Raw genomic sequence first — 24,185 nt, 5'->3', positions numbered from 1 at the left:
GAAGGAAAACTTGATGTTTGACGATAATGACCAAATCACTTTCTGTGTTGTGATGAACGATGAAGAACAATATTCGATCTGGCCACAGGATCGTGCTTTGCCAGCCGGTTGGAGAACAGTAGGCAAGTCGGGTACGAGGCAAGCCTGTCTCGACCATATCGACCAGGTCTGGACCGACATGCGACCACTGAGCCTGCGTCGCTGGATGCAAGAGAACGCACGCTGAGTATGAAGCTCGCGATACCAGGAACGGCCGATGACATCGCCGGGCATCTCGATCTGGAGGCCAGCCATCCTTTCTTTGGGTCGGTTAGCGATGCCGATCATTTTGCCTGTACGGCAATGCTGCCCAACCTCCCTACGAAACCTGGGCCAGTGCGCATCATGGATTTCGGGGGCGGGCAAGGGCTATTGCTGGAGCGGTGCATGAGGCTGTTGGCCAAAGAGGGTGTTCAATGCGATGCGCTGCTCGTCGATGCGAACCCCACCTTCGTCGCGCGCGCCCATGCTCGAGGTATCGCGGCTGTCGTGAGTGATATCTCCTCCTACGTAGGTCAACCGGCGGATATCATCCTCATGCGCTTGGTATTGCATTACAACAGCGAGGCCGCGCAACAAGCGATGATCGCCAATGTGCGTAGGCACTTGCGCCCCGACGGGCTGTTCATCCTTCAGTATGAAACGAGCCCGGCGTTGGGCTGCGAGCTTCGAAATCGCGTGGCCACATTCTGTGCCGAGGCTACAGGAATGCGTGCTCGTTACTGGGCCAGTGCCGAGGTGCTGAAACGATGGTTGCATGACGCCGGTTTTGCCCAGGTGGTCGACGTTGCGCAGCATCATTATGAGAGTGATGTCATTGCATTGTTGCGCAATGCATGGCAGCGACAGGCTCCTGTTCTGGTTTCGCATGGCCTGCGTGAAGAGGCGTTTCACCGGGCGTGCGCTGACATTGTCTTCGAATACTACCCACTAGCGGGGGAGAATGTCCTCTATCGCAAGGAAGGGCGGCTAATTCTCAGCACGTCATATCCCATCGTCTGTGCCCGGCAGGCGACGTCAACAGTTGCACAGACGTCTGGAGGATCATCCGATGAGCAATGACAGTATTCAGCTCCTCTCGAAGGGCTCCGATGAGCGGGTTCGTCTGCTTTGTTTCCCTCACGCCGGAGCAGGAGCTTCGATTTATCACGTCTGGAGCAATCACCTGCCGTCTTGGGTTGGCGTCCATGGGGTGCAATTGCCCGGACGCGAACAGCGCGTGCATGAGGCTGCGCTGATGGATTGGCAGCCTCTGGTAGAGCAGATTTGCCAGGGGGTGGCTGAGTGGGATGACACGCCATTCATTTTCTATGGACACAGTTTGGGCGGGCTGTTGGCATATGAAGTTGCCAGAAGCCTGCAGCTTAGAGGCGCTACCGGTCCAAGAGTTTTGGTTACGGGAGGAGCCTATGCACCCTCAGCCGTGCGCAAGGACAAGACACGTTTTACCAACCAGGCCGAATTGATTGAGTCGATTCGCCGTCTGGGGGGCGTCGATGAAGCGGTGATACAGGACAAGGATTTCATCCAGCATTTCATGCCGATGATTGCGGCGGATTTCACGTTGTTCAATCGCTATGTTCATGATGCCGACGCTACGCCGTTGGCTTGTCCAGTGGTCGCACTGTTCGGTCGTTACGATGAAAACCATGATCGTGAAAATGCCCTGCAATGGCGAGCGCATACGAGCGGCAATCTGCATGTGCGTGAGGTGGCAGGGGGGCATTTCTTTCATCGCGAATGTGTGGGTGAGACACTCGATATCGTTAAGCGATTCGCCAGTGCTGGAGCATGGTGAACAGAGTTTAAGCCTGTTTCTTCCGGGTCGTTAATTGGAGCAAACAATGAATATGGACAGCACGGAAGAGGGCCTTCGTGCACGAGCTAACGAACTGATCGGGCAGATGGCTGCGTGTGCCGATTGGACGGCGGCGCGAAGGCTCGCTCAGTTGATGGCTGAGCTGGGCTATTTTCCCAGCGCATTGCAACGGCCGATCCGTTACCTCAGGGAGGTGGCGGGACCCGCGCTCTACCGCGCAGGAGATTTCGAGGTGGTTCGTCATCTTGAGGCCCATGGGCACATCATCGTCGATGAAGTAATGGCCGCTGTGGCTGGGGGCTTCGAGAGCTTCTCCGATGTCGAGGAGCCGCTAGTAGAGCCGGGAGGGCAATGGCAGCAGTTGGTCTTCTTCGAGGCGGGGGTACGTTCTGAGCGCGCCGCGTGTCATTTGCCTGCGACCTTTGCCGTGCTCAATGCGTTGCCCACCGAACTGCTGGGCGCCGGGGTCGTAATGTTATCCAGGATCATTCCCGGGACGCATATCGTCCCCCATTGTGGCGAGACCAACGGTCGTTTGCGTTTGCACATGGGGATCAATACACCTGCTGATGCCATGATGCGCGTCGGTTCAGAAACAGTACGTTGGCAAGTAGGGCGCTGCATTGTGTTCGACGACTCATATGAGCATGAGGTGTGGAACCTGAGTGATGAGGATCGAATCGTATTGATTTTCGACTTCCCTCATCCAGAAGCGAAAAGCTCATGCTCGTCAGCCAGATCGCCTGCCGAAGGCTTGCAGGAGCGAGTAGCTGACTTGCTCAGGGAGGCACATTTGAAAGGGATCTATATGGACGAGCAAAGTACTGAGCCACGGTTGTTGCCTGATGCTTTTCTGGAAGGAAAACTCCGCCGCTACATGACTGAGCTCGGCGCTCGGAGGGTTGAACTCGATGGCCTGAAACGCCTGCGCATTTCCACCAGCGTATGAGGCCAGCATGTATTCACTAGCGGATGCCCGGCGGCGACTGGGTGTATGCCAAGCCTTGATGCCATCGGGCGTCACCCTTGAATTGCTCGATGACCAAGCTGCCTGCGTGGTCGTGCGCGCGGCTACGGCCAACATGGAATTGTCAGCGTTGCTAAGCGAGGTCGCGGGCTCTTTGGTCGATTTGGTGCAACACGTCGGGGCGATTTTGTTCCGCGGCTTCAGTGTGTCCACTCTCGATGAGTTTTCTGCCGCATTGCAGATGTTTGGCAGCGAGTCGCTTGAGTATGAAGAGCGTAGTACGCCTCGAACTGAGGTAGGTACTCATCTGTATACCGCCACCGAGTACCCTGCTCGTGAACCCATTTTTCTCCATAACGAGAACGCTTACGCCTCGAGCTGGCCACGCTTGCTCGGCTTTTATTGCGAACAACCTGCCTCGTCGGGAGGATCGATGATCCTTGCCGATACCCGCCAGGTGTACGCCGAGATTCCTGCTTCCTTGTGCGAGGCATGCGAGAGCCAGGGCTTGAAATACCGGCGTCGTTTCATCGAAGGCGTTGGATACAGCTGGCGCCAGGCGTTTGCGGTGCCAGATGAGGAAGAGTTGACTCTGTTGCTTTCGGCGCGCGGCTATCAATGGTTCAAGTTGGAAGACCAACTTGTGGTGGAGCGCGCTGCGAGGTGGTCTTTTCAGCACCCTCACACCCATCAGTCAGTTTGGTTCAACCATGGCGTTTTCTTCAATGCACTATCGCTTCCTGAGTCGACGCGACAGGCCTTCAATCAATTGTTCGGTCCAGATGTCTATCCCTTTCAAACGTTGTATGGCGACGGTTCGGCAATTGAGCCGCAGACGTATCAGGTGCTCAGGGAGGCTTACGAGCGGGCACTTTATCGGCTGGCACTGCAACGAGGTGATGTACTGATTATCGATAATATGCTGACCGCGCATGGTCGTGATGCTTACACGGGACTGCGCAAACACTACGTGAAGATGCTTGCCTGACCTGGTTCCGCCGTGCCGAGGCGGCGAACGGGTTGTATAAACAAAACTACGAACGGAACGAAGCCAATGATTATGGATCATCAACAAGCCACCCTTACGTCCACATTGTCGCTGTTCGACGAGCAGGTGCGGTATGCACCTGATGCTGTCGCATTGCGTGAGGACGCGCGAACTGTCTGCTACCGAGAGCTGGCCGAGCGTGTGCAAGTAGCCAGTAACGCCCTGCTGGTAAAAGGTGTAGAGCCTGGTAACCATATCGTGTTGTTTATGCCGCGCTCGATCGAGTTCGTAGTGGCTGCTCTTGCGACCCTCAGGGTCGGGGCTGCGTATGTGCCGGTGGATCCAAATTCGCCAATACAGCGTTCACGAACCATTATGGCCCGTTGTGCACCGGCATTGGTTCTCACCGCCGGAAGCACCGCATTGCCTGGGATCGATTGGCCTGCGCTGTCGCTTCAAGAATTGTGTGAAGAGCAGAGTCAGGCACCCGCTCAGTTCCAGGCTTTGGGGACTGGCGACGAAATCGCTTACGTTCTACACACCTCAGGTACGACCGGTGAACCTAACGGGGTACAGATAACCAACCGTGGTCTGGTCAACTATTTGACCTGGGCTGCGCGAAGCTACGCGACCGAAGGTGCCTACGATGCAATCTGGCACACAGCCACGACCTTCGACCTTTCCATCACCAGCTTCCTGGTACCGCTGATCGCCGGTGGCTGTGTGGACATCGTCCCAGGCGATTCGGCCTTGGAGAAGCTTCTGCATCGTCTGTTTGACGCCGCTCAACCTGTTGTCGTCAAAGTCACCCCCACTCATGTGCGAGCGATTATCGACTGGTTCGATGCTCAGCAGCATGTCCGCGAGGTGGCACACGTGTTCGTGATCGGCGGTGAGGAACTGCTCGTTCGTGATTGCGTAGCGCTGCAGCGAATCTTCCCCAATTGCCGTATCTACAACGAATACGGGCCAACCGAAGCGACCGTCGGTTGCTGTGTTCAAGCATGGGGCGGCGCGACTGCTGCCAACTTGGAAAGTGTGGCCATCGGCACACCTATCGATGGCATGGCGCTGTATGTGGTCAATGAGTCCGGTGAGCAGGTGCCGGCTGGAACGCGTGGAGAGCTTCTGATTGCTGGTGTGGGCGTCATGGCGGGTTATCTGGGTAACCCTGAGCTTTCGGCGAAAAAACTCCTTAACGTGACATGGGACGATCGGCTTTGTTATGCGACGGGGGACATGGGCGCGTTGCGTGAGGACGGTGTCTTCCTTTATTTCGGGCGCACAGACACTCAAGTCAAACTCAATGGCTATCGTATTGAACTGACGGAAATCGAAACGCAGGCGATGGCGGTCGCGCAAGTGAGCAATGCCGCCGCGGTCGTCAAGCGTGAAGGTGGCGGCAGTATCTTGGCACTGTTCGTCGAGACCCAGGCTGATCCCGCGCAGGTGGAGCAATCTGTGGCCAAGCATTTGGGCGATGCACTGCCAGATTACATGCGCCCGTCGCGCATCATGGCTTTGCCTGCGTTGCCTGTCACTGCCCATGGCAAGATTGATCGCCGTAGTCTTGCCGAGTTGCAAGTGGCGCAAGCGCAGGCCAGCGCTGAGTTTCATACCGACAGCATCGAGGAGACGCTGATTGCCGTATGGCAACGTGTACTGCAACGCGACGTCGTCACGCTGGACGACAATTACTTCGCCCTCGGAGGGGATTCGTTACGTAGCATCGAAGTCACCGCATTGGCTGAGCAGCGTGGAGTGCGTTTCACCATCGCGACGCTGCACATGCATCCGACCGTGCGCTCCCTGGCCAAAGCCGTACGCGAGGCGACAGCGCCGGTCGATCTGCCAGTCTCCGAGCCTTTCTATTTGGTTTCCGAGCAGGACCGAGCGCGAATTCCGTCTGACGTGGAGGACGCGTATCCTCTGAACCTTCTGCAGGAAGGGATGATCTATCACCGCGAGTTCGCTGCAAAGTCGGCGGTTTACCACGCCATTTGCTCATATCATGTGGAGATGCCTGTTGACGTGGACGCGATGCGCGATGCCGTGCATGAGCTGGTTGCCCGTCATCCATTGCTGCGTACTTCGTTCGACCTGACGCATTTCAGCCGTCCGCTGCAACTGGTGCACAAGGCAAGCGAGCCGGAGTTCGGCTACCTCGACCTCAGGCATGTCGACCCACAGACCCATCAGGATTACGTGGACTCCTGGTTGGAAGATGAAAAGAAGCGCGGCTTCGAGATCGAGCAGTACCCGCTGATTCGATTTATGCTGCATCATTTTTCAGAGGGCACTTGTCAGCTCAGCTACAGCTTCCACCACGAAATCATCGATGGCTGGAGCGATGCCTTGATGGTGACGGAGCTGGTCAATCGTTACATGGCCCGTGTCAGTGGCGAAGTGTTCGAGCTGCCCGAACTGCGCTCGACCTTCCGTGATTCGATTCTGCTTGAGCAGTTGGCGGTCAACGACGATAGCTACCGAGAGTTCTGGAATGAGCGGATGCGTGATGTCTCGGTCATGCGCCTTCCCAGTTTCGTCCCACCCCGTGCGGATCTCGGTCAGCGAGAGATCATCAAGTTCGAAGTGCCCATCAGTGGCGAGTTGTCCGATGCCGTCAAGCAACTGGCCCGTGAGCTGGCCGTTCCCCTCAAGTCCGTGTTGCTGGCGGCTCACATGAAGGTGATGAGCCTGCTGGGCGGTGTGGATGATGTCATGTCATACACCGTCTCCAATGGGCGGCCTGAGAACCGTGATAGTCATGCGGTCATTGGTCTATTCGTGAACAGCTTGGCGTTTCGCATGAGTCTGCCGGGTGGGAGCTGGCGAGAGTTGATTCTCGATACCTTGCACAGCGAGCATGAAGTTCTGGCAAGGCGTCGTTACCCTATGGCGGAGGTCAAGCGACAGCACGGTAGCGAGCCACTTTCCGAAACTCTGTTCTTCTTCAACCACTATCATGTCACCGATGAGCTCGAGCGTTGGCCTAACCTCAAGATGTTGGGGCTGAAGGTCTACGCTGAATCGACTTTCCCCTTCTGCGTTAATGCCTTCCTGACGCCTTTCGAGAAAGATCTGCGTATCCGCCTGGAGTACGACAATCTGCGCTATGACAAGGCAGTGATGGACGTCGCCGGCGATTTCTACCTGGCGGTGCTGACGGCGATGGTTAAAGATCCGTCGGCCGACTACCATGCCGATGCTTTCCTGGCGCGCGAGCAGCTCGACCGTGTTCTTGGTGTGGCTTCTGGCGCTTTGAAACGTGAACAGCGTCCATTCCTGTCGGTTGTGGCCCAGATCGCCGAGCATGCTCGTCGCACACCGGAGCACATCGCCGTTGTCAGTGGTGAGTCGCGTATCACCTATGCAGAGCTGGACGCAATGGCGGCCCGGTTCGCGAAACACTTGGTGGAAGAAGAGCATGTGCGTCCCGCCGACATGGTCGGGGTGCTCATGTCCCGTGGTTTGCCTGCGATCGTCGCCATGCTAGGTATCCTAAAGAGCGGTGCGGCCTATGTACCGCTCAATGTCGATCAGCCGGCTGCAAGGCTTGCGTGCGCAATCAAGCAGACTGGGAGCCTGGTCGTTTGCGATGACGCTGCGTATGCTCATCTGGTCCCAGGCCTGGATAGCGAGATTCGTTTCGTACGCTATTCGGATGTAGATGCGGATGCGGACATTCATGATGATGTACCTGTTTGCGCTCAAAGCGCCGCCTACGTCATCTTCACATCGGGCTCGACCGGGGTTCCCAAGGCGACGGTAGTGTCCCACGCCAACCTCGACAGTTCGACACGTGAGCGGGTTGCCTACTACGGGCTGGGAGGGCGGGACCGTTGCGCGTTGTTGTCCTCGCAAGCTTTTGATAGTGCCGTTGGCGTTATCTTTGGGGCGTTGGTCGGTGGCGCGACCTTGGTCATTCCCGATGAGGAAACCCTGCTCGACCTGGCGGGGCTTGTGCAATACCTGCGTGCATCGCAGGTGACAATGACACTTTGCACACCTTCGTTGCTTGATACGTTGCTGGCGACGGACGATTTCATCACGCTGAAGTTGCGTCAGATCATCTCTGCAGGGGAAGCGCTTTCGTGTGACACCTACGCGCGTGCTGCGGCGATTCCGGGCGCCACTGTCTACAACGAGTACGGACCAACAGAGGCAACGGTCTGGGCGAGCGTGTGGCAAGGACAGCCTTACCGTCCGGTTTCGACGATGCCGATCGGCCGCGCCATCCCCAGTGCAAGGCTCTATGTTCTAGATCAGCGCATGCATCCAGTGGCGGTAGGCGTACCTGGAGAGTTGTACATTGGTGGCGAAGGGGTTGCTCAGGGCTACCTGGGCGCTCCGGCGCAGACGGCTGCCGTCTACCTGCCGGATCCGTTCGGCGATGTACCTGGCGCTCGGCTCTACCGTACTGGCGATCTGGTGCGACTGGATCTTGAAGGGAATATCGAGTTCCTGAGTCGTCGCGACCGACTGGTCAAAGTCCAGGGTTTCCGTGTCGAACCGGGCGAGATCGAGCATGTCCTAGCCACCCATCCGCAAATCCACCGGGCTGTCGCCGTGGTCAAGGCGATCAACGGGATCAAGCAACTGGTTGCCTACATCGTACGACGCGATACCGCACAGGCGCTTTCGGTGGATCAACTCAAGGCATTCTGTAAGCAGAACCTGCCAAAATACATGCTGCCTGCCCAGTTTGTGTTCGTCGATGCGGTGCCGGTCTCTAGTACCGGCAAGGTCGATCTGGCCTCTCTCGAACATTCGGCCTCCCTGGCTGCGGCCGACCATTCTTCCGCCGCGCCGCAGTCTCCACTGCAGGCAATGCTGGCCGGCATCTGGCAGACTGCCCTGAATGTGGAGCGCGTAGGCATTCATGACGACTTCATGACATTGGGTGGAGAGTCGCTGGCAGCCTTGCGTATCGCCGCTAAGGTGCGCAGTACGCTCGATGTTGATATTCCAGTACGCACACTGCTGGCGGCGATGGATAACATAGCCATGTTGGCGGAGGCGCTGGAGGCGCATTCGGCGTTGCAGGGCAGTCAGAAGCGCCATGAAGAACTTGAAAGTGGCACGCTGTAACGCCACAGAGGTCGCCGGGGAGCTTGTTGCCGCAGGACTTACCCTTTGGAGCGAGGAGGGCCGGCTGTGTTATGCCGGCCCAGCCGGGGCCTTGAGCGATCGGCTCAAGGCTCGGGCCTCTGAAGTACGGGATGCTCTCGTTGAGCGCCTGATGGCTGAGCGCCAAATCCTGGCACCTCCCTCACTTGCGCAGCAACGGATCTATGCGGCTCATGTGATCGGAGGGGAAGGGGCGAGTTATTCGGTGCCCATGGCTTGGCAGATGAACGGGCCGTTGGATATCGATCGGGTGCGTAACTGCATGCAAATGCTGGTCCAGCGCCATGAAGTATTGCGACAGTCCTTCGTGCGTTTTGGCGGAGAGTTGGTCGGTGTCATCTCGCTGCGCGCCGAATTGGATTTCACCGCGCTGTCGCTCCTGGATGTGCCAGGCCAAGCCCCGTCGGCGGTCGCACACAGATGGCTGGAGGAGGAGGCGAGCAGACCTTTTGATGTGGCCCACGGCAGGCTTTTTCGAGGCCGTGTCATCAATGCAAGGGACGGCAGCAGCTATCTGCTATGGATACTGCACCACCTAGTGTGCGATGAGTGGTCCACCGCGCAGTTGCTGGAGGAATTCGTTGCTTTGTACAACGACGGCCTGGTGGCATTGCCGCCGCCATCAGCTTATCGGGACTACGTGCAGTGGGAACGTCAGCAAGGGGACAGCGACGGCCTGACCCATTTGTTGGAAAAATGCGTAAAGCGTCTGGAACGGGCCAGTGCTGAACCAAGTCGTGTTGTGCGCAATGACATGACTAACGGTAATCGGACTGCCCTGGAACAGCGTGAGCTTGGCTGTGAGGCGAGTGCCGCCGTCAGTAAGGCCGCACGAGCTCTGAAGGTTTCAGAGTTCGTTTTCATGCTGGCCGCCTTCGTCATGTTGCAAGCACGTTACTCGACTACGCGCAATGTTTCACTCATCACCCCTGTGACGGCGCGCTTGGACGAGCGATTGATGAGTGTCGTTGGACCTGTGCAGCAACTGGCGCTCATTGGCGAGAGGGTAGCGCCGAATCAAGCGTTTTCGGACGTATGCCAGCGCATTGCCCGGCAGGTCGAGGAAGCGATGTCGCCAGATTACCCTTCGATGAACCGCGTTTTGAGCGAGCATGCCTTGCGCAACAGCGGGGCGCGCGCCGATTTACCCGGAACCCTCTTTGTGATGACCGGTCCGGCCATGGACTTGCAACTGGGGGGAGTTCAAGGCTCATCGTTGGGGCTGCGCAACCGGGAGGCCAAGACGAACCTCTTGGTGTGTGCAAGTCGCAGCAATGGTGTTGTGCACTTGGCTTTTGAATATCGGCAGGAGGTGTTCGACCAGGGGATCTGCGAGCAAATGTTGGCCGACTATGCGCATTTGCTCGAGCTTTGTGCTAACGATGATTTGACCTGCGAACAACGGGTGGGGCAAGCCTACCCGTCACACCGACCAGTCAACCCTTTAGCGCAGGCGGTTCCTCGAGGGAGCGTGCCACAATGGCTGGCCGACGTTGCACGTAGCAATCCCGAAGCTGTCGCGATCACCGGTGCCGAACAGGTTACCTACGGCCAGCTTGATCAGTTCTCCGCAGACGTCGCGCAGCGCCTAGCCACCATGGCCTTGCACGGTGAAGCCTGTGTAGCGGTATGGGGCCGGCTGAGCGCTCGGATGATCGGTGCGATGTGGGGGGTGATGCGATCTGGCGCTTGTGTTGTGCCATTCGATGCCGACCTTCCGTGGTACCGCGTAGAAATGCTCTGCCAGCGCGACGGTATCCAGTCGCTGGTGATCTGCGACCCGTCTTTGGTGGCAAATTATGCCCCGCAAGACATGGGCATGCCTGTGGTGGTGCTCGATCAGGCGTTGGCGGTGATGCCGTCCTGCCCGGTTATCGAGGCGATGGTGCCTGTACATGCAAGCTCACTGGCCTATGTAATGTACACCTCTGGATCCACTGGTGAGCCGAAGGGGGTGAGCGTTTCCCATAGTGCTTTCGCCAGCTTTATCCATTGGGCGACAAACGCTTTCGAATTCAGGCGCATCGAAGCGTTCAACGTACTGACGCATGCGTCGTTTGATGTGTCGCTGTTCGAGGTGTTCGCGCCCCTTGCAGCGGGTTGCCCGTTATACATCGATGCTGGTAAGACCTATCATGACCGGCTGCGTGGCTTAAGCGCCGGAGGGTTCGCAGCTGTCCCTTCGGTACTGCGGTCAGCTCTTGCAACGGGTATCTCGCTGCAGTCCGTGACACACCTGTTTGTTGCCGGTGAGGTGTTTTCTCCGGCATTGGCCGCCTTATTGACCAGCGAGGCCCCCGAGAGTTCGGTGTGGAACTTGTACGGTCCAACGGAGGCTGTGGTCTACACAAGTCTTCATAAAGTGGTGGGCCAGGGGCCGGTTCCAATTGGCGTTTCTCGCGATGGTCTCCAATGCTACGTGATACGAGACGACTGGACTCGGCTGCCTGATGGTGCGGTAGGGGAATTGGCCATCGGTGGGGCTATCGCGCGTGGGTATCGCGACATGCCTGCCTTAACCGCCGCGCGCTTTGTACCTGATCCGTTTAGCGGTCAGATCGGGGCGCGAATGTACTTGACCGGTGACAGCGTATTCGTGGACGGGCGCGGCATGCTCAACTATGTCGGGCGACGGGACCGGCAGCTCAAGAGTCTAGGCGCGAGGCTGGAACCAGAGGAGATCGAGCGGGCTTTGCTCGATCATCCGCAGGTCACGGCTGCGTTCGTCTGCGGCAGCTCGAAAGAAGGGCTGCTTGTCGCCTTTGTTGAGGCCAGAGCGGCACAGTTGCAGGAGCATGATTTGCGCCGCTTCTGCCTTCAACGTTTGCCTCGCGCGATGACCCCCAAGCGTTTCGTCATCAGCGATCACCTCGAACGCACGGCCGCTGGCAAGCTCGATGCGTCAGCACTACGGGGGCGGTTGAAGCAGCTTGAGTACCAGGCCCTGACAGCAGGGCAGCCGACGACCGAAACCCAAAGGCTACTCATGCAGCTCTGGGGCGAGCTGCTTGGGCACACGGCTTTTGACATTCGCACCAACTTTTTCGAGGCCGGCGGCAATTCATTGATGCTGCTGGCGCTCCATGACCGATTGCCGGGCAATAAAAGTGGTGTCGATGCACTCAGCGTGATCGATCTGTTCACTTACACAACAGTGGAACAAATGGCAGCTCGGCTGGACCATACCGTTCGTCCCATCATGGATGAAACGTCTTCGCGCAGTGCCAATAACTACCGGGCGGCTTTGCGTCGTCACAAGGTCAAGTATGGAAACGATGAATCGATTTGAAGATGAAGAACAATGGCTGGGCAAAGCCGCGATTGTCGGCATGTCATGCCGGTTCCCAGGAGCGTCGGATGTGCGACGGTACTGGACGAACTTGCTTGAAGGGGTTGAGTCTGTCGAGCGATTTGACCCCATGCTCAGCACCCGTAGTCGTTTCGCCTCCAATGAGCTGCCTGATGGCGGGGTAGTCGGTGCCGAAGCCGTTATGCCGGATGTCGATGCGTTCGACTACGAGCTCTTCGGTTATACCCTTGGCGAGGCCCGACGATTGGACCCGCAGATGCGCATTGCGCTGCAATGCGCTCATGAGGCCCTGGAGGATGCTGGCTGCGCGGGGATGAAAACCGGTGACGGCAAGGTCGGCGTGTTCTTTTCCGCCAGCATGAGCACCTACCTGCTGGAACACTTGCTCGAAGAGAACATGGACGGGCTCGGTGCCTTGCTGGGTAACGACAAGGACCATATTGCGACCACCATCGCCTTTCGACTGGGGCTCACTGGCGCTGCTGTCAGTGTCGGAAGCGGCTGCTCCAGTTCGGCGGCAGCGCTGCATTTCGCGTGCCTGGCCCTGGCGACCTACCAATGCGACGTGGCGGTTGTCGGCGGGGCATCGATTATCTTCCCGCAGCGTCAAGGTCATGTCTATCGGGAGGGAGGGGTCTATTCCAAGGATGGCCACTGTCGACCTTTCTCCGCGGACGCGACCGGTACGGTAGGTGGAAGTGGCGTCGGAGTCGTTGTACTCAGGCGACTGGACGATGCCGTGCGTGACAATCATTCCATCTATTGCGCCATTGCCGGGAGTGCCTGTGGCAATGATGGGCGACGTAAGGTCGGCTACGCAGCGCCTTCGGTCGAGGGACAGGTTGAAACGATTCGTCTCGCCCTTGCTACAGCCCAGGCAGACCCCAAGGCATTTGCATTCATCGAGGCGCATGCCACCGGTACGGCGTTGGGAGACCCGATTGAACTCGATGCTCTGCACAGGGCCTTCGGTGCGACCTCGGATCATGAGCCGTACTGCGCCCTGGGTTCCGTGAAGGCGAATATCGGGCACCTCGACAGTGCCAGCGGCATAGCCAGTGTGATCAAGGCTGCCTTGTGCGTATCCGAGCGTAAACGACCCGCTCAGATCGGCTTCAGAGAAGGCCACCCGCTGATTCCATGGAAAACCTCGCCATTCCATGTTGTCCCCAGTGCAGGCGCGCTGTTCGACACTGAGCAGGCGCGCTATGTGGGGGTGAACTCCCTCGGTATGGGTGGCACGAATGTCTTTGTGGTCCTGGAGCCGGCCCCCGAACCTGTTCCCCGGCTGCTCCAAGCGCCCCCGGCCTTGCCAATTCTACTGAGTGCGCATCGACCGGAGGTTCTGGAGGAGGTCGTGAAGGCGCTACAGGTCTTCGTCATGACACATAGACCTGATTTGGCTGACTTGGCTTATACCCTGAGCGTGGGGCGAAAATGCTATGACTGTCGCGCGGCGTTCATTTGCACGGACCTGGACGATTTGCTCCTGCAACTGGAGCAAGGCCGGTCTGCTAAGGTTGCAGAGAGTGAGCTGGAGTCTCGCGTAAGCGCTTGGTTGGTAGGCGAGGCCGTGGATTTCAGCGATCTGTTTCCGGCGAACTCGCGGCGTCTGCATTTGCCTGCCTATCCCTATCGCCGTACCGAGTGCCGTGTGGAGCGAAGCGAGGCGCCACGCGCGTCGAAATGGTGGCAAGTTGCGAGCAAGGTCCCCGATGTGCCATTGCCGCCGCAGGATCCCGTTACCGAGAGACTGGTGGAAGACTACAGTGCCGGCCTGATTCGCGATTTTTTGCTCGATCGGGTGACGGCTCTCAGCGCAGATCCAACCATCGAGCGTGCCCAATTGATCGATCAGCTTGGGCTTGATCCCGACTACCAGCGCTTCGGTGAGTACCTGGTCGAAAGCATGCTGGCGCGTGGCCTTCTATTAGGCGAGCAGTCAATGTTGCAGGCAAGTGCTCTGATGGGCCTACCTCAGTCGTCGCAGTTGGCCGCATCGGTGCTTGAGCGCTGTCCCGCCCGTGCGCCGTTGGTGCGACTGCTTGCAGATTTGGCAGAGCAGCGTGCATCGATCATGTGTCAAGGATGCCCCGCGCTGGAGGTTTTGGCTGAACAAGGCATGGACCGACTTAGCCAGGCCATTGGCAGCGATGTTCAGCGCAACGCTATCGTGGCCGATCAATTCGCTCAGGTCGACCTGTTCCTGCGTCGGTTCTGCGCCGAGCTGGGCAGACCGCTGCGTATCCTCGAGATCGGCTGCGGCCACTTGGCCTTGACCCAGCACTTGCTCGCTGCTCCGAACACGGAGCATCTGGCCGAATACTGGATTAGCGATGAGAGTCAGTCTTTGGTCGAGCGGGCCCGAGAGAGACTCGAGGAAAAGGTACAAGCAACGCTTGGACAACTGCGTTTCGCACGTTTCGATATAGACCGTCGGCCAGCTGCCCAGTCGATACCTGTCGATCACTTCGACGTGGTGATCGGTTTCAATGTCTTGCACGTAGCGACGAATCTGCAAGCCGCGTTGGCCAATCTTGGTGAGTTGATCAACGATCAGGGCGTACTGTGCCAAATCGATTCGACAGATTCGCGGCTCTCCACGCAATTGATCTGGGGCATGCTTGCGCAGTGGTGGCGTTACGAAGACAAACGCGCTCATGGCCCTTTGTTGTCGGTCGCGGGCTACCAGCAGTTGCTGGCATCCGCATGCGGTGAATACCTGCTTGCGGGGTCGCCCAGCCAAGAGACCGAATCTTTGCTGTGGTGGGGGCGACCCAATCCCTACGCCAAAGAGCACACCTATATTCCTCAATGGCGACGTTTTACCGGAGCGTGCGGGCAGCGCTGGCCGACCGGTGATGTTGTGCTCGCATTCGTCGATGATGCAACGCTGCGGCGCGGGATCGAAAACCTGGCCGAGGAAAGTCAAGCGAAGGTCTTTGCGGTGGTCAGTGCCGCGAGTGATGCGCTATCCCCCGAAGATCACATTGTATCTATGGGCAACGAGGAATACGTCCGCTTGGCGATAGATGCATGCCTGCGGCGTCATGGCCGGATCGATCGGGTCGTGTATGCCTGGGCTCGCCCCGTCCCGGGTCGTGAGTTGGAGGCTGCTGTAACTACTTCTCTGGGTACTTTGCACTGGACCGCGAAGATCCTCGATCAGATGCAGGGTGATAAGAGCATCGAGTGGTTGGTCATTTCCCGCGGTCTTTTCAGGGTGGCGGGCGATGAGCCTGTATACGCTTCCCAGAGCTTGGCTTACGACATGTCGAAAATGATTGAGCTGGAATATCCCCAGTTTCATCTGCGTCATGTCGAGCTGCCGGCCGACGGTGCATTACCACCGGCGTTTGCCACCGCATGTACCTGCGCAAACGTCTCTGGGACGCTAGCCGTTCGGGGGCGGTACCTCTGGCAGCCTTACCATGCGCAGGTGGATCTCTCCCCTGATGAACCCGATCTCGATGGTGCCGTCCTCGTGCTGGTTGGAGGACTGGGTGGCATTGGTTTAACTGTCGCGCAAGCGCTCGTGCGTCGCTTTGCCGTCCACCTGGTCATCCTCCATCGCGCGCAGTGGCTGGATCGCCCCGAGTCCGAGAATGATGAGCGGCAGGTGGCGATTCGCCGGCAGCTTGCTACGATCCGTGGCCAAGCCTCCTCCCTACAACTCGAGCAGCTTGATGCCAATGATCGAGAAGCGGTGTTTGCCGCAGCGCGACGCATCGGCGAACGCCATAGCAAGATTGACGGCGTGCTGTATCTGGCGGGCGAGATCGATCGCGAAGGCGTGTTGCGCAATCGTTCGTTCAGCATGCTCGAACGCTCGATTCGCACCAAGACTCATGGCGTTACCAATGTTACTGAAGCATTCGCCCACTTGCGCCCGGATTTTCATGTGAATTTCTCCTCAATCGGTGCGGTCTTGCACAAGGCGAAGTTCGGGGAGGCCGGTTACGTCATCGGGAATGGTTATCTGAATGCTCATGCGCGAGCCGGCGCAGTAGACTCTACGTGCCGATTCATTTGCATCAATTGGACCGATTGGCAAACCGACGGGATGTGGGCCTATGCGCAGAGCGAGTTCCAGTCACGCTACAGGTTGAACGACGAAAAGCGTGAGAGCACGACGGACACCTGGGGCGATAGCCACTGGCTTCAGAGCGTATCTGCTCGGCAGGGTGTCGAAACGCTCCTCAGAGTCATCGCGAGCGACCATGAAGAAGTGGTGGTGTGTGCCCAAGACTTGCCCTCGCTCATGGCCTATCAACAACAGGCGACGCACGCCGATTATGGGCGCTACCTCGATAGTCTGAAACTGAGCGCTGCCGTGCAGCCCGGCTCTCGAGAGGGCGGGTTGGCATTTGTGTCGCACGACACTGCTCGATCACTGGCGCAGATATGGGAGGAGTTGCTGGGCGTTGCAGTGCAGGGCAATGATGACAATTTCTACAGCGCGGGTGGTGATTCGTTGTTGGCGTTGCGACTGTCGGCCCTGGTGAAACAGGCACATGGTGTCGATCTTTCGCTCTCCACGTTGCTTGACACGCTCACGTTTGGTGCTCTCGTGGCCTACATCGACATGAAAATTGCCGAGAAGGCGCCGTCTTCGGAGGTTGGTATTGAACTCTGAGTCGCAGGCATTCGAATCGCTCGTCGAACTCTATCGACAAGGGGGGCGCGTTCTACTGCAGGGGGAAGCGCTACAGGTCAAAGGACCCAAGGAGCATTTGTCGAGTGAGCTGCTACAGGCCTTGGCGCGGCACCGGAGTGAGCTGAGGCAGTTGCTTGGTGCTTCAGGTAAGGGGGCCGGTGCCTCGGTCGGTGTTCCGTTGTCCAATGCTCAGGAAGAAATATGGGCTATGGAACGGGCTCGCCCCAGCAGCTCGCGATTTGGCTTGACCAGCTGTGTATTGATCCAAGGGAGTTTGGACCCAGGCATCGTGACTGAAGTTGTGAATGCCTTGATGGAGCGGCATGTTGCCTTGCGCATGGGGTTCGATGCAGAGCATGGCGACGCCCGCCAGCAGGTGCATCCGTTCAGGCCTGTCAAGGTATCGGTCGAGCGTGGTAGCGAGCAGTTACCCGACAACATGCTCTCGGTACTGCGCTACCTCGCCGCCGAGCACGCCACACGGCCCTTCGACCTGTCGACTGGCCCATTGCTGGACGTCAACCTCTGCACCCTGGGCAGTGAGCACACTCTGTTGACATTGCGTCGGCACCACATTGCCAGTGATGGAACTTCCTTCGCGATCATCGTCGATGAGTTCTGCCGGGGTTACCGGGCGTTGCATGCCGGTCAGGCGCTGCCGGAAAGCGCCGGATCCTTGGGGTATCCCGCATTCGTGGCGTATGAGCGAGCGACGATTGCCAAGCAGGGGCGGGCGGCACTGCTCGCTTGGTGGCGAGCACAAATGTGCTGCGCGCTGGAAATTGCGTCCGCGGCGGGGCGTCCGAGCCTCGAACGAGCAGCGTTGATCGGCGGTTCCGGCAGTATGCGTTCGTTCGAGTTCACCTTGCAGGCCCCCGTAATTGCCAGCCTGCAAGCGTTGTCGCGACGGTGCGGTGAAACACTTTATTCGACAATGTTTGCCCTTTTTCGATTGTTGCTCGAGGCCAGGCAATCGCCCGGTGCCGAGTGTATTGGGCTAGATGCCTCGATGCGTGACGCCGCCGAGTTCGAACGAACCGTGGGCTTGTTCGTCAATCGTGTACCCATCGTCCAGGGCGTGGAGCCAGCCATCCCTTTCACGGCAATGGTCGCACAGGTCGGCAGAACCCTACGCGCCGCGCTGGCTCACAAGTGGCTGGCGCATCATGAAATCGATGCGCAAGCCACAGCTGCCGGGCTGTCGGGCTTGAGCTATCTCTTCGGATTCCATAACAACGCACATGCCACGTTTTCGTTACCTGGGTGTTCAGTAGCGGCAAACCATGTTCATAGTGAGCAAGAGCACGATGTGCCCTTCGTCTGCTATTTGAGTGATGCAGGTACCTCATTTCGCATCAGTGTGGCCTATCGCATCCTCGCGCACACCGAGGCCTTGGCCAGCGATTTCGATGTACTGTACCAGCAGGTGGCCCAACTGGCAGTCGATTGTCCAGACGCGAGCTGCAGTGAGTTCATAGGGGCTTTGCAGGCTCGACAAGAGCAGCTGTATAGCGGACATCGAGCAGCTTTCGCGCGGATGAAACAGCGGCGGTTTGCGCGAACCAGCGGGAGTGGCAGCGATGCATGAATGGAAAAAGCGGTTTTCGCTCGATCGTTCGGCTCAGCCCAGCGGACACATGTCCGACTGGCGGGACAGCCTGGTGCAGGTACCGGCTGAGGGGCCTTTCTTGTCGGTGTTCATGCCCGCACGTCCAGATGTTCGGCTGGCTGAGGTGTTCCGCCGGTATGCTGCGTGGATCGAGGCCCGGCTCGCCGAGCGTGGCGCATTGCTGTTTCGTGGTTTTGAAGTCGGTGGCGCGCGCGAGTTTGAATTGTTAGGCCAATGGCTGGGCTGTACCCCCACCATCAGTCGTGAGGAAACCTCTCCTCGCACGCGTATTTCCGGCAGCGTGTTCACCGCCACGGAGTACCCTGGTGCCTACCCCATCGCGTTTCACAACGAAAATTCCTATCAGCGGGCGATGCCTACCAAGCTGCTTTTTTACTGCAGCCAGCCTTCGCAAACAGGGGGGGCGACATGGCTTGCCGATTGCCGAGCGGTATGGAAGATGCTACCTGAGGGCATCCGGTCATCTTTTGCCCTTGGCGGTTATCAACTGGTACGCAGTTATCACCCTTACTTCGGTATGTCCTGGCAGCAAGCTTTCGGTGTGAATGATCGAGCCGCTGTTGAGGCCATCGCCGCTTGCGACGAGATACACCTAGAGTGGAAGGACAATGGCGTGTTGACCACGACGCAAGTTCGTCCTTGTGTGGCAGTGCACCCGCGTACCGGTGCGCTCTGTTGGACCAATCATGTGTTTTTCTTCCACCACTCGAATTTGCCGCTGCATGCGCGCGAGGCTTTGGCTGTCGAGGCGCGGGGAGATCAACTGATCAATGACACGCGTTACGCCAACGGCGAGGCTATCGAACTCGACATACTCATGGCGATCGGGCAGGCTTATGACGCTAATACGGTGTCAATCGAATGGCAGCCTGGTGATGTGCTGTTGATCGATAACCTGTCCATAGCGCATGGCCGCGCACCGTATGCGGGTGCGAGGATCATCTATTTTTCCCAGTTGGATCAGATCGAGTGGGCGCAACTGCGTACCCCATCGTGTGTTCAGGAAGAACCATCATGAGCTTTTCCTCTCTGTCTTTGCCGCAGTTGCAGGCTTATGGCCGTCGTACTACGGGTGAAGAGTCCTCGGAAATCATCTGCTGCACCTTTTCTCTTTCCGGCGACCTCAGCATCGATATGCTGCGACAATCTGCCTTCGATGTGCTGTCGCGCAGTCGGATTTACCTGCCGGGAATCAACGTCGAATGCTCGGTGCAAGCGATCGAGGCGTCAACTCTGCAAGGTGCATCTGAGCGCATGGCCAAGGCGCAGTTGCTGGCCAGTTCTGCGTGCGCTCTGGCATTGGTTAGTATCGACCAGCGCAAATGGTTGGTCGCAGTTTCCCGCGCCTGGGTTTTTGACGCGGATGGCTTATCGCTGTTCGTCGTACAGGCACTTGAACAGATGTCGAGCGGCGCATGTGGGTATGAGGGGCGCATATGCTACGCGGACTACATGAACTGGCAGCACGAGTTGATGGCCAGTCCAGAAGCCCAGTTCGGCAAGCAGTTTTGGACCCGGGCGGCCGCTTCTTTCGAACCGCTCCTGGAGCTCCCGATCGAAGAGCGCCTGAAAGCGCCTTTTGCCACCAGCGCGACCTTTTCAACGTGTGCATTGAGTGAGGCGCTCGGGCAACGCCTCGATTCAATCGCCGCTCGGCTACAAGTGTCTGCCCAAAGCTTGGTGCTGAGTGCGTGGCTAGTGGTGCTTGAGCGTCTGCTGCCGGAGCGAAGCAAAGACCTGATCGTCGTCCTCAGTAACCGTGAAGAGATGTTCGAACATCTGGTCGGCCGGTTGGACTACGAACTGCCGGTGACATTCGAGGTTTCCAGCAGCACGTCGTTCGCCGGGCTGGCCAAGCATGTATTCAAGAAATTGGATGAGTGCGGTGAGTGGAAGGAGTGCTTTTTTGAGCAACATTTGGCGATTGATGCCGATCGACAGAATATTCGTTTCTCCACGCGCACGCTGCGAACTGGGCAAAGTCGGGAGTTGAGCTGGGAAGAGCACCCGCATGCCTGTTTCGCGCCGTCCAGCCACCTCGAGGTGACCTTTGCCCGCGGGGCGCGAGCGCACCTGGTAATGAGTGCGAACCCCGCTCGTTATTCCCAGGCGACCGTCGATTTTCTTCTGGATGAATTGCACGACATCCTGACCCGGGCAATTTCGGATGTATCGGTCCAGGTCGGTCAGTTGAACGTGGCTGATCTGCAGGCTGATGGATGGATGGTGTCGAGGCGGCGAGGACACACCGAGCACGCTTTAATGATGGTTGATGACCGTATCCGGAATGTCATTGAGCAGCAGGGGCAGCAAATCGCGCTCGATTACGGCGCTCAGGCATGGACCTACGCTGAGCTGGGTGAGCTTGTTAGCGAGCAGGCGCAAGCGTTGCGCGACATCGGTATTGGCATTGAGGATTGCGTGGGCTTGTCCGTTGCTGACCCGGTGCGCTACCTGATCGGCGCCTTGGCAGTTTGGCGGGTTGGCGCTCATTTCGTTGCGCTCGGCGAGCATGTGCCGGCGGTACGTCGACAGCACATCATCGAGAGTTCGAAAGTGAAAGCGATCATTGAGATCGACGGCGGCGTCCGGGCGCAGTCGGCACTGGGGGCCACCACGCCGCGCGCTCAGGCGCGACGATGGCCTCTGGACGTGCTGGCCTACATAATCTGCACGTCCGGCACCACCGGGGAGCCGCGGGCGGTCGCGGTATCGCAGAGGGCGCTCGCCAACCAGGTGGAGGCCTTGACCAGACACTTCCCCCTCATACCGGGTGAACGCGTACTGGGGCGCACGCCTGCGACCTTCGATGCCTCTCTTTGGGAGTGGGTGCTGACATTCTGCCGTGGTGCGCGGCTGCACCTGCTGAACGTCGTGGATGGCGCCTCGGAGCGCGCTGTTATTGCGGCGCTCGAGGCGTTTCCATTTCACATCGTGCAAATGACTCCCAGTCTTCTGTCGCGTTGCTTGCATGCGGGCGGCGCGCCAGCATTGGCGAAAGTTGCGCATGTGGTCATCGGTGGTGAGGCTCTCCCGGGGACTTTCGTTGCCGCGTTGGCTCAGCACGGTGGTTCGCTGATCAATGCGTATGGGCCTGCAGAGACCTGTATTAACGCCAGTTTGTATCGAACCACGGACGACGTGCATTCCAGAACTGTGCCCATTGGTGAACCATTGGATGAATACGTCTTTTATGTCGTAGATACCGCCTGTCGGCCCACTCCAGTGGCCGGCATCGGCATGCTGTGCATTGGTGGTGCAGGATTGGCGAGGGGGCTGGTGGGGGCATCTGCTGCTACTGCTCGTCACTTCGTGCCGGATCCGTTCACCTCTTGCGCGGGTGCGAGAATGTACGTTACCGGTGATTGGGTGCGTCGCCTGCCAAACGGCACCATCGAGTTCGTCGGGCGCCAGGATGACCAGATGAAACTCAACGGTGTACGCATCGACCGAGCGGAAATCATCGCTGCCATTAACGCTGAGCCTGGAGTGAAGCAGGCCACGCTCATAAAACTGAGCGAGCCATTGCCTTGTCTGGTCGCGTTCGTGGTTCCTGTATCGCCTAACCATTTCAGCGTTGAAGCACTGAGCGCTGCACTAAGGGTGAAGTTGCCGATGAGCATGTGTCCGGCCAGGATCGTCGTGCTCGCGGACTTGGCGCTGGACCCGCACGGTAAGGTCGATCAACAAGTGTTGCGTGATCTCGCCCAAGCAGATCGGCAATCCGAGTTCGTGGCGCCGCGCACGCCGACCGAAGCTCTGGTCGCGAAATGTTGGTGCTCGGTGCTCGAGATGGAGCAGGTGGGTGTGCATGATAACTTTTTCATGAGTGGCGGCCATTCACTTTCGTTTAGCCGCCTGATCGTCGCATTGCGTGAAGCCTTTGGTATCAGCCTTTCGCTGGGCAGTGTGATTGATGCGCCGAGTGTCGCTTCGCTGGCACGTCACATTGATGAACAACTGAACCGAGGCGTATGAGCGTGCCGGATGATATTGCGATCATCGGTGGGGGACAGTCAGCCAAATATGTGCTGCTGGCACTTGCCCATGCAATCGTGTCCGGACGGTTGCCCAGCAGTTTGCGCGTTGCTGTCTATGAGCAGGGCAGGCAATGGGGGACGGGACTGGCCTGGTCTCCGGAGGCTGTTGGAGACGCGCATCTGTCGAGCCTTGCAGCACCCTCGCTGCGGGCAGAGGTGGGTCGCCAAGAGGGGGGTAGGTTCGAACAGATCGTGGCGTTTCTACGCAGTCAGGGGGCTCGGGTAACCACCGAATTGCAAACGACGATTGAAGTGATCGAGCCCGCTGCTGAGGGCTGGACCTTGCACGGCAATCGGGGGCCTGTGCCGGGCGCTCGACACGTCGTGTTGGCGATCGGGCATAGCGCCTTTGCCCAGAAGAAACCCGTCGACGGAGTGCTTCACTGTCCTTGGCCTTTCGCTCAGTTGTGCGCTCGTGTCGATGCGCAGGTTGCCCAAGGCGGGGCACGCGTCCTGATTTTGGGCAGCTACCTGACGGCGGTAGACGTGGCGGTGGGGCTGGGGGCGAGCGCAGAAGCGGGTCAGTTGCACCTTAGCGTGCTATCCGGTAGTGGGGAGTTGCCGAAGGTTTGGGGGGCTCCGCCACCGCCTTTGGATGTCGACGCACTGTGCCAAGAGGTCATGCGCGAACCTATCGCCCAGTGTCGCGCGCAGGGGAGACTGGATCTAGCGGCAATTGAGCGGATGATCCTATTCGCCGCATTCGGTGAGTTGCATGGGACGGGCGCTTCGTTGGCGGGAAAACTGCAGCGACTCTGTGCTGGTGAGCCCGGGCAGCGTCTGAAGGAGGACCTGCGGGAAATCGAGCATGGAGCGGTATTGGCGTGGCAGACGGGATTGTTCGGTGGACTGCCTTTATTGAGTGAGGCGTTCCCAACATTCAGCGATTGCGACAAGCTCAGATTCCTCTCGTTGCGCTCTCGCTACTACCGTGCGGCGATGCCCATGGCTGGTGAGAACGCACGGCGACTCAATGCCCTGTTCGAGGCTGGCTCGCTTGATGTTCTAGCTGCACCACAAGGATATCGCTTGATTCAGGATCAGAAGCACAATGTCCAGTACCTCGAGATCCAGGACGACGCTGGCAATTTCCTAAGCGTTGGGGAATTCGATCTGGTGGTAGCTGCCGCTGGGTCGGATGTACGCCTTGAACGAACGGTTTCCCCTTTGCTGCGTGACCTGTACGAGCGCGGCCTGGCCTGCTCGGTCTACGCCCAGGATGCAGGCAAAACCGTCGAGCTGGGTGGGATTAGGGTGAACCCGCGCACCTGTGAGGTGGTGCCGGCAGAAGAGGCTGCAGGGCCGGCAGAGGGCAGCCTGTTCGCAATCGGGCCTTTATTAATCGGAACCTATCCGGACGCGCAGAGCGTCGGTCATATCGCGCGTGATGCCGAACGCATCGCCGAGCGGCTGGTGGCCTTGATCGCAAGGGATTGACGGTCGCCCCTCTGATTTCAAGGGGTGGCTCAAAGGAATTGAATAGCACAGCGAGAGAACATGCAGTCGATTATCCAGCTTCTTCTCCTTCAAAATCAGCTCTGCAAGCGAGGTTCCGCAGTAGCGATCAGCGCTCGATTGAGGAGCCCTCGTGCGCCAGATAGGCTG

The 24,185-nt window shown here is 58.4% G+C and carries 12 protein-coding genes; all 12 read left to right on the top strand.

Annotation, left to right across the window (positions count from 1 at the left end):
* Positions 1–13 precede the first annotated feature (13 nt).
* Positions 14–226, top strand: coding sequence for an MbtH family protein (locus tag ACMGT0_RS20140; RefSeq protein WP_054063151.1), 213 nt, complete (start codon positions 14–16; stop codon positions 224–226).
* Between the two features lie 2 nt (positions 227–228).
* Entirely contained in the window at positions 229–1,101 is an 873-nt protein-coding gene (locus ACMGT0_RS20135; RefSeq protein WP_054063150.1) for a class I SAM-dependent methyltransferase, read from the top strand.
* On the top strand, positions 1,091–1,837 hold the full coding sequence (locus tag ACMGT0_RS20130) for a thioesterase II family protein (protein ID WP_054063149.1): 747 nt from the start codon (positions 1,091–1,093) through the stop codon (positions 1,835–1,837). The genes ACMGT0_RS20135 and ACMGT0_RS20130 overlap by 11 nt, the downstream gene beginning before the upstream one ends.
* 46 nt (positions 1,838–1,883) lie before the next feature.
* Positions 1,884–2,807 (top strand): aspartyl/asparaginyl beta-hydroxylase domain-containing protein, encoded by a 924-nt coding sequence (locus tag ACMGT0_RS20125; protein ID WP_054063148.1) that lies wholly within the window; start codon positions 1,884–1,886, stop codon positions 2,805–2,807.
* 7 nt (positions 2,808–2,814) lie between these two features.
* The gene (locus ACMGT0_RS20120) at positions 2,815–3,813 is read left to right on the top strand and encodes a TauD/TfdA family dioxygenase (RefSeq protein ID WP_416769474.1); all 999 of its coding nucleotides are present in this window, start codon (positions 2,815–2,817) and stop codon (positions 3,811–3,813) included.
* A gap of 66 nt (positions 3,814–3,879) precedes the next feature.
* Entirely contained in the window at positions 3,880–8,904 is a 5,025-nt protein-coding gene (locus ACMGT0_RS20115) for a non-ribosomal peptide synthetase (RefSeq protein ID WP_054063146.1), read from the top strand.
* Positions 8,876–12,232 (top strand): AMP-binding protein, encoded by a 3,357-nt coding sequence (locus ACMGT0_RS20110; protein ID WP_081009861.1) that lies wholly within the window; start codon positions 8,876–8,878, stop codon positions 12,230–12,232. Before ACMGT0_RS20115 ends, ACMGT0_RS20110 begins: the two co-directional genes overlap by 29 nt.
* Positions 12,210–16,889, top strand: coding sequence for a beta-ketoacyl synthase N-terminal-like domain-containing protein (locus tag ACMGT0_RS20105; RefSeq protein ID WP_416769471.1), 4,680 nt, complete (start codon positions 12,210–12,212; stop codon positions 16,887–16,889). Before ACMGT0_RS20110 ends, ACMGT0_RS20105 begins: the two co-directional genes overlap by 23 nt.
* Positions 16,846–18,498 carry a condensation domain-containing protein gene (locus ACMGT0_RS20100; protein ID WP_416769469.1) on the top strand — a complete coding sequence of 551 codons (1,653 nt, stop codon included), beginning with the start codon at positions 16,846–16,848 and terminating at the stop codon, positions 18,496–18,498. Before ACMGT0_RS20105 ends, ACMGT0_RS20100 begins: the two co-directional genes overlap by 44 nt.
* Positions 18,491–19,558, top strand: a complete 1,068-nt coding sequence (locus ACMGT0_RS20095) for a TauD/TfdA family dioxygenase (protein ID WP_416769466.1) — start codon at positions 18,491–18,493, stop codon at positions 19,556–19,558. The genes ACMGT0_RS20100 and ACMGT0_RS20095 overlap by 8 nt, the downstream gene beginning before the upstream one ends.
* The gene (locus tag ACMGT0_RS20090) at positions 19,555–22,518 is read left to right on the top strand and encodes an AMP-binding protein (RefSeq protein WP_416769464.1); all 2,964 of its coding nucleotides are present in this window, start codon (positions 19,555–19,557) and stop codon (positions 22,516–22,518) included. Before ACMGT0_RS20095 ends, ACMGT0_RS20090 begins: the two co-directional genes overlap by 4 nt.
* Positions 22,515–24,017 (top strand): FAD/NAD(P)-binding protein, encoded by a 1,503-nt coding sequence (locus ACMGT0_RS20085; protein WP_054063140.1) that lies wholly within the window; start codon positions 22,515–22,517, stop codon positions 24,015–24,017. Before ACMGT0_RS20090 ends, ACMGT0_RS20085 begins: the two co-directional genes overlap by 4 nt.
* Positions 24,018–24,185: the final 168 nt, after the last annotated feature.

It is taken from the genome of Pseudomonas sp. RHF3.3-3 (assembly GCF_048069595.1).
Taxonomy (GTDB): domain Bacteria; phylum Pseudomonadota; class Gammaproteobacteria; order Pseudomonadales; family Pseudomonadaceae; genus Aquipseudomonas; species Aquipseudomonas fuscovaginae_B.
Note: the sequence above shows the minus strand (reverse complement) of the source record. Positions and strands in the feature narration are given on the sequence as shown.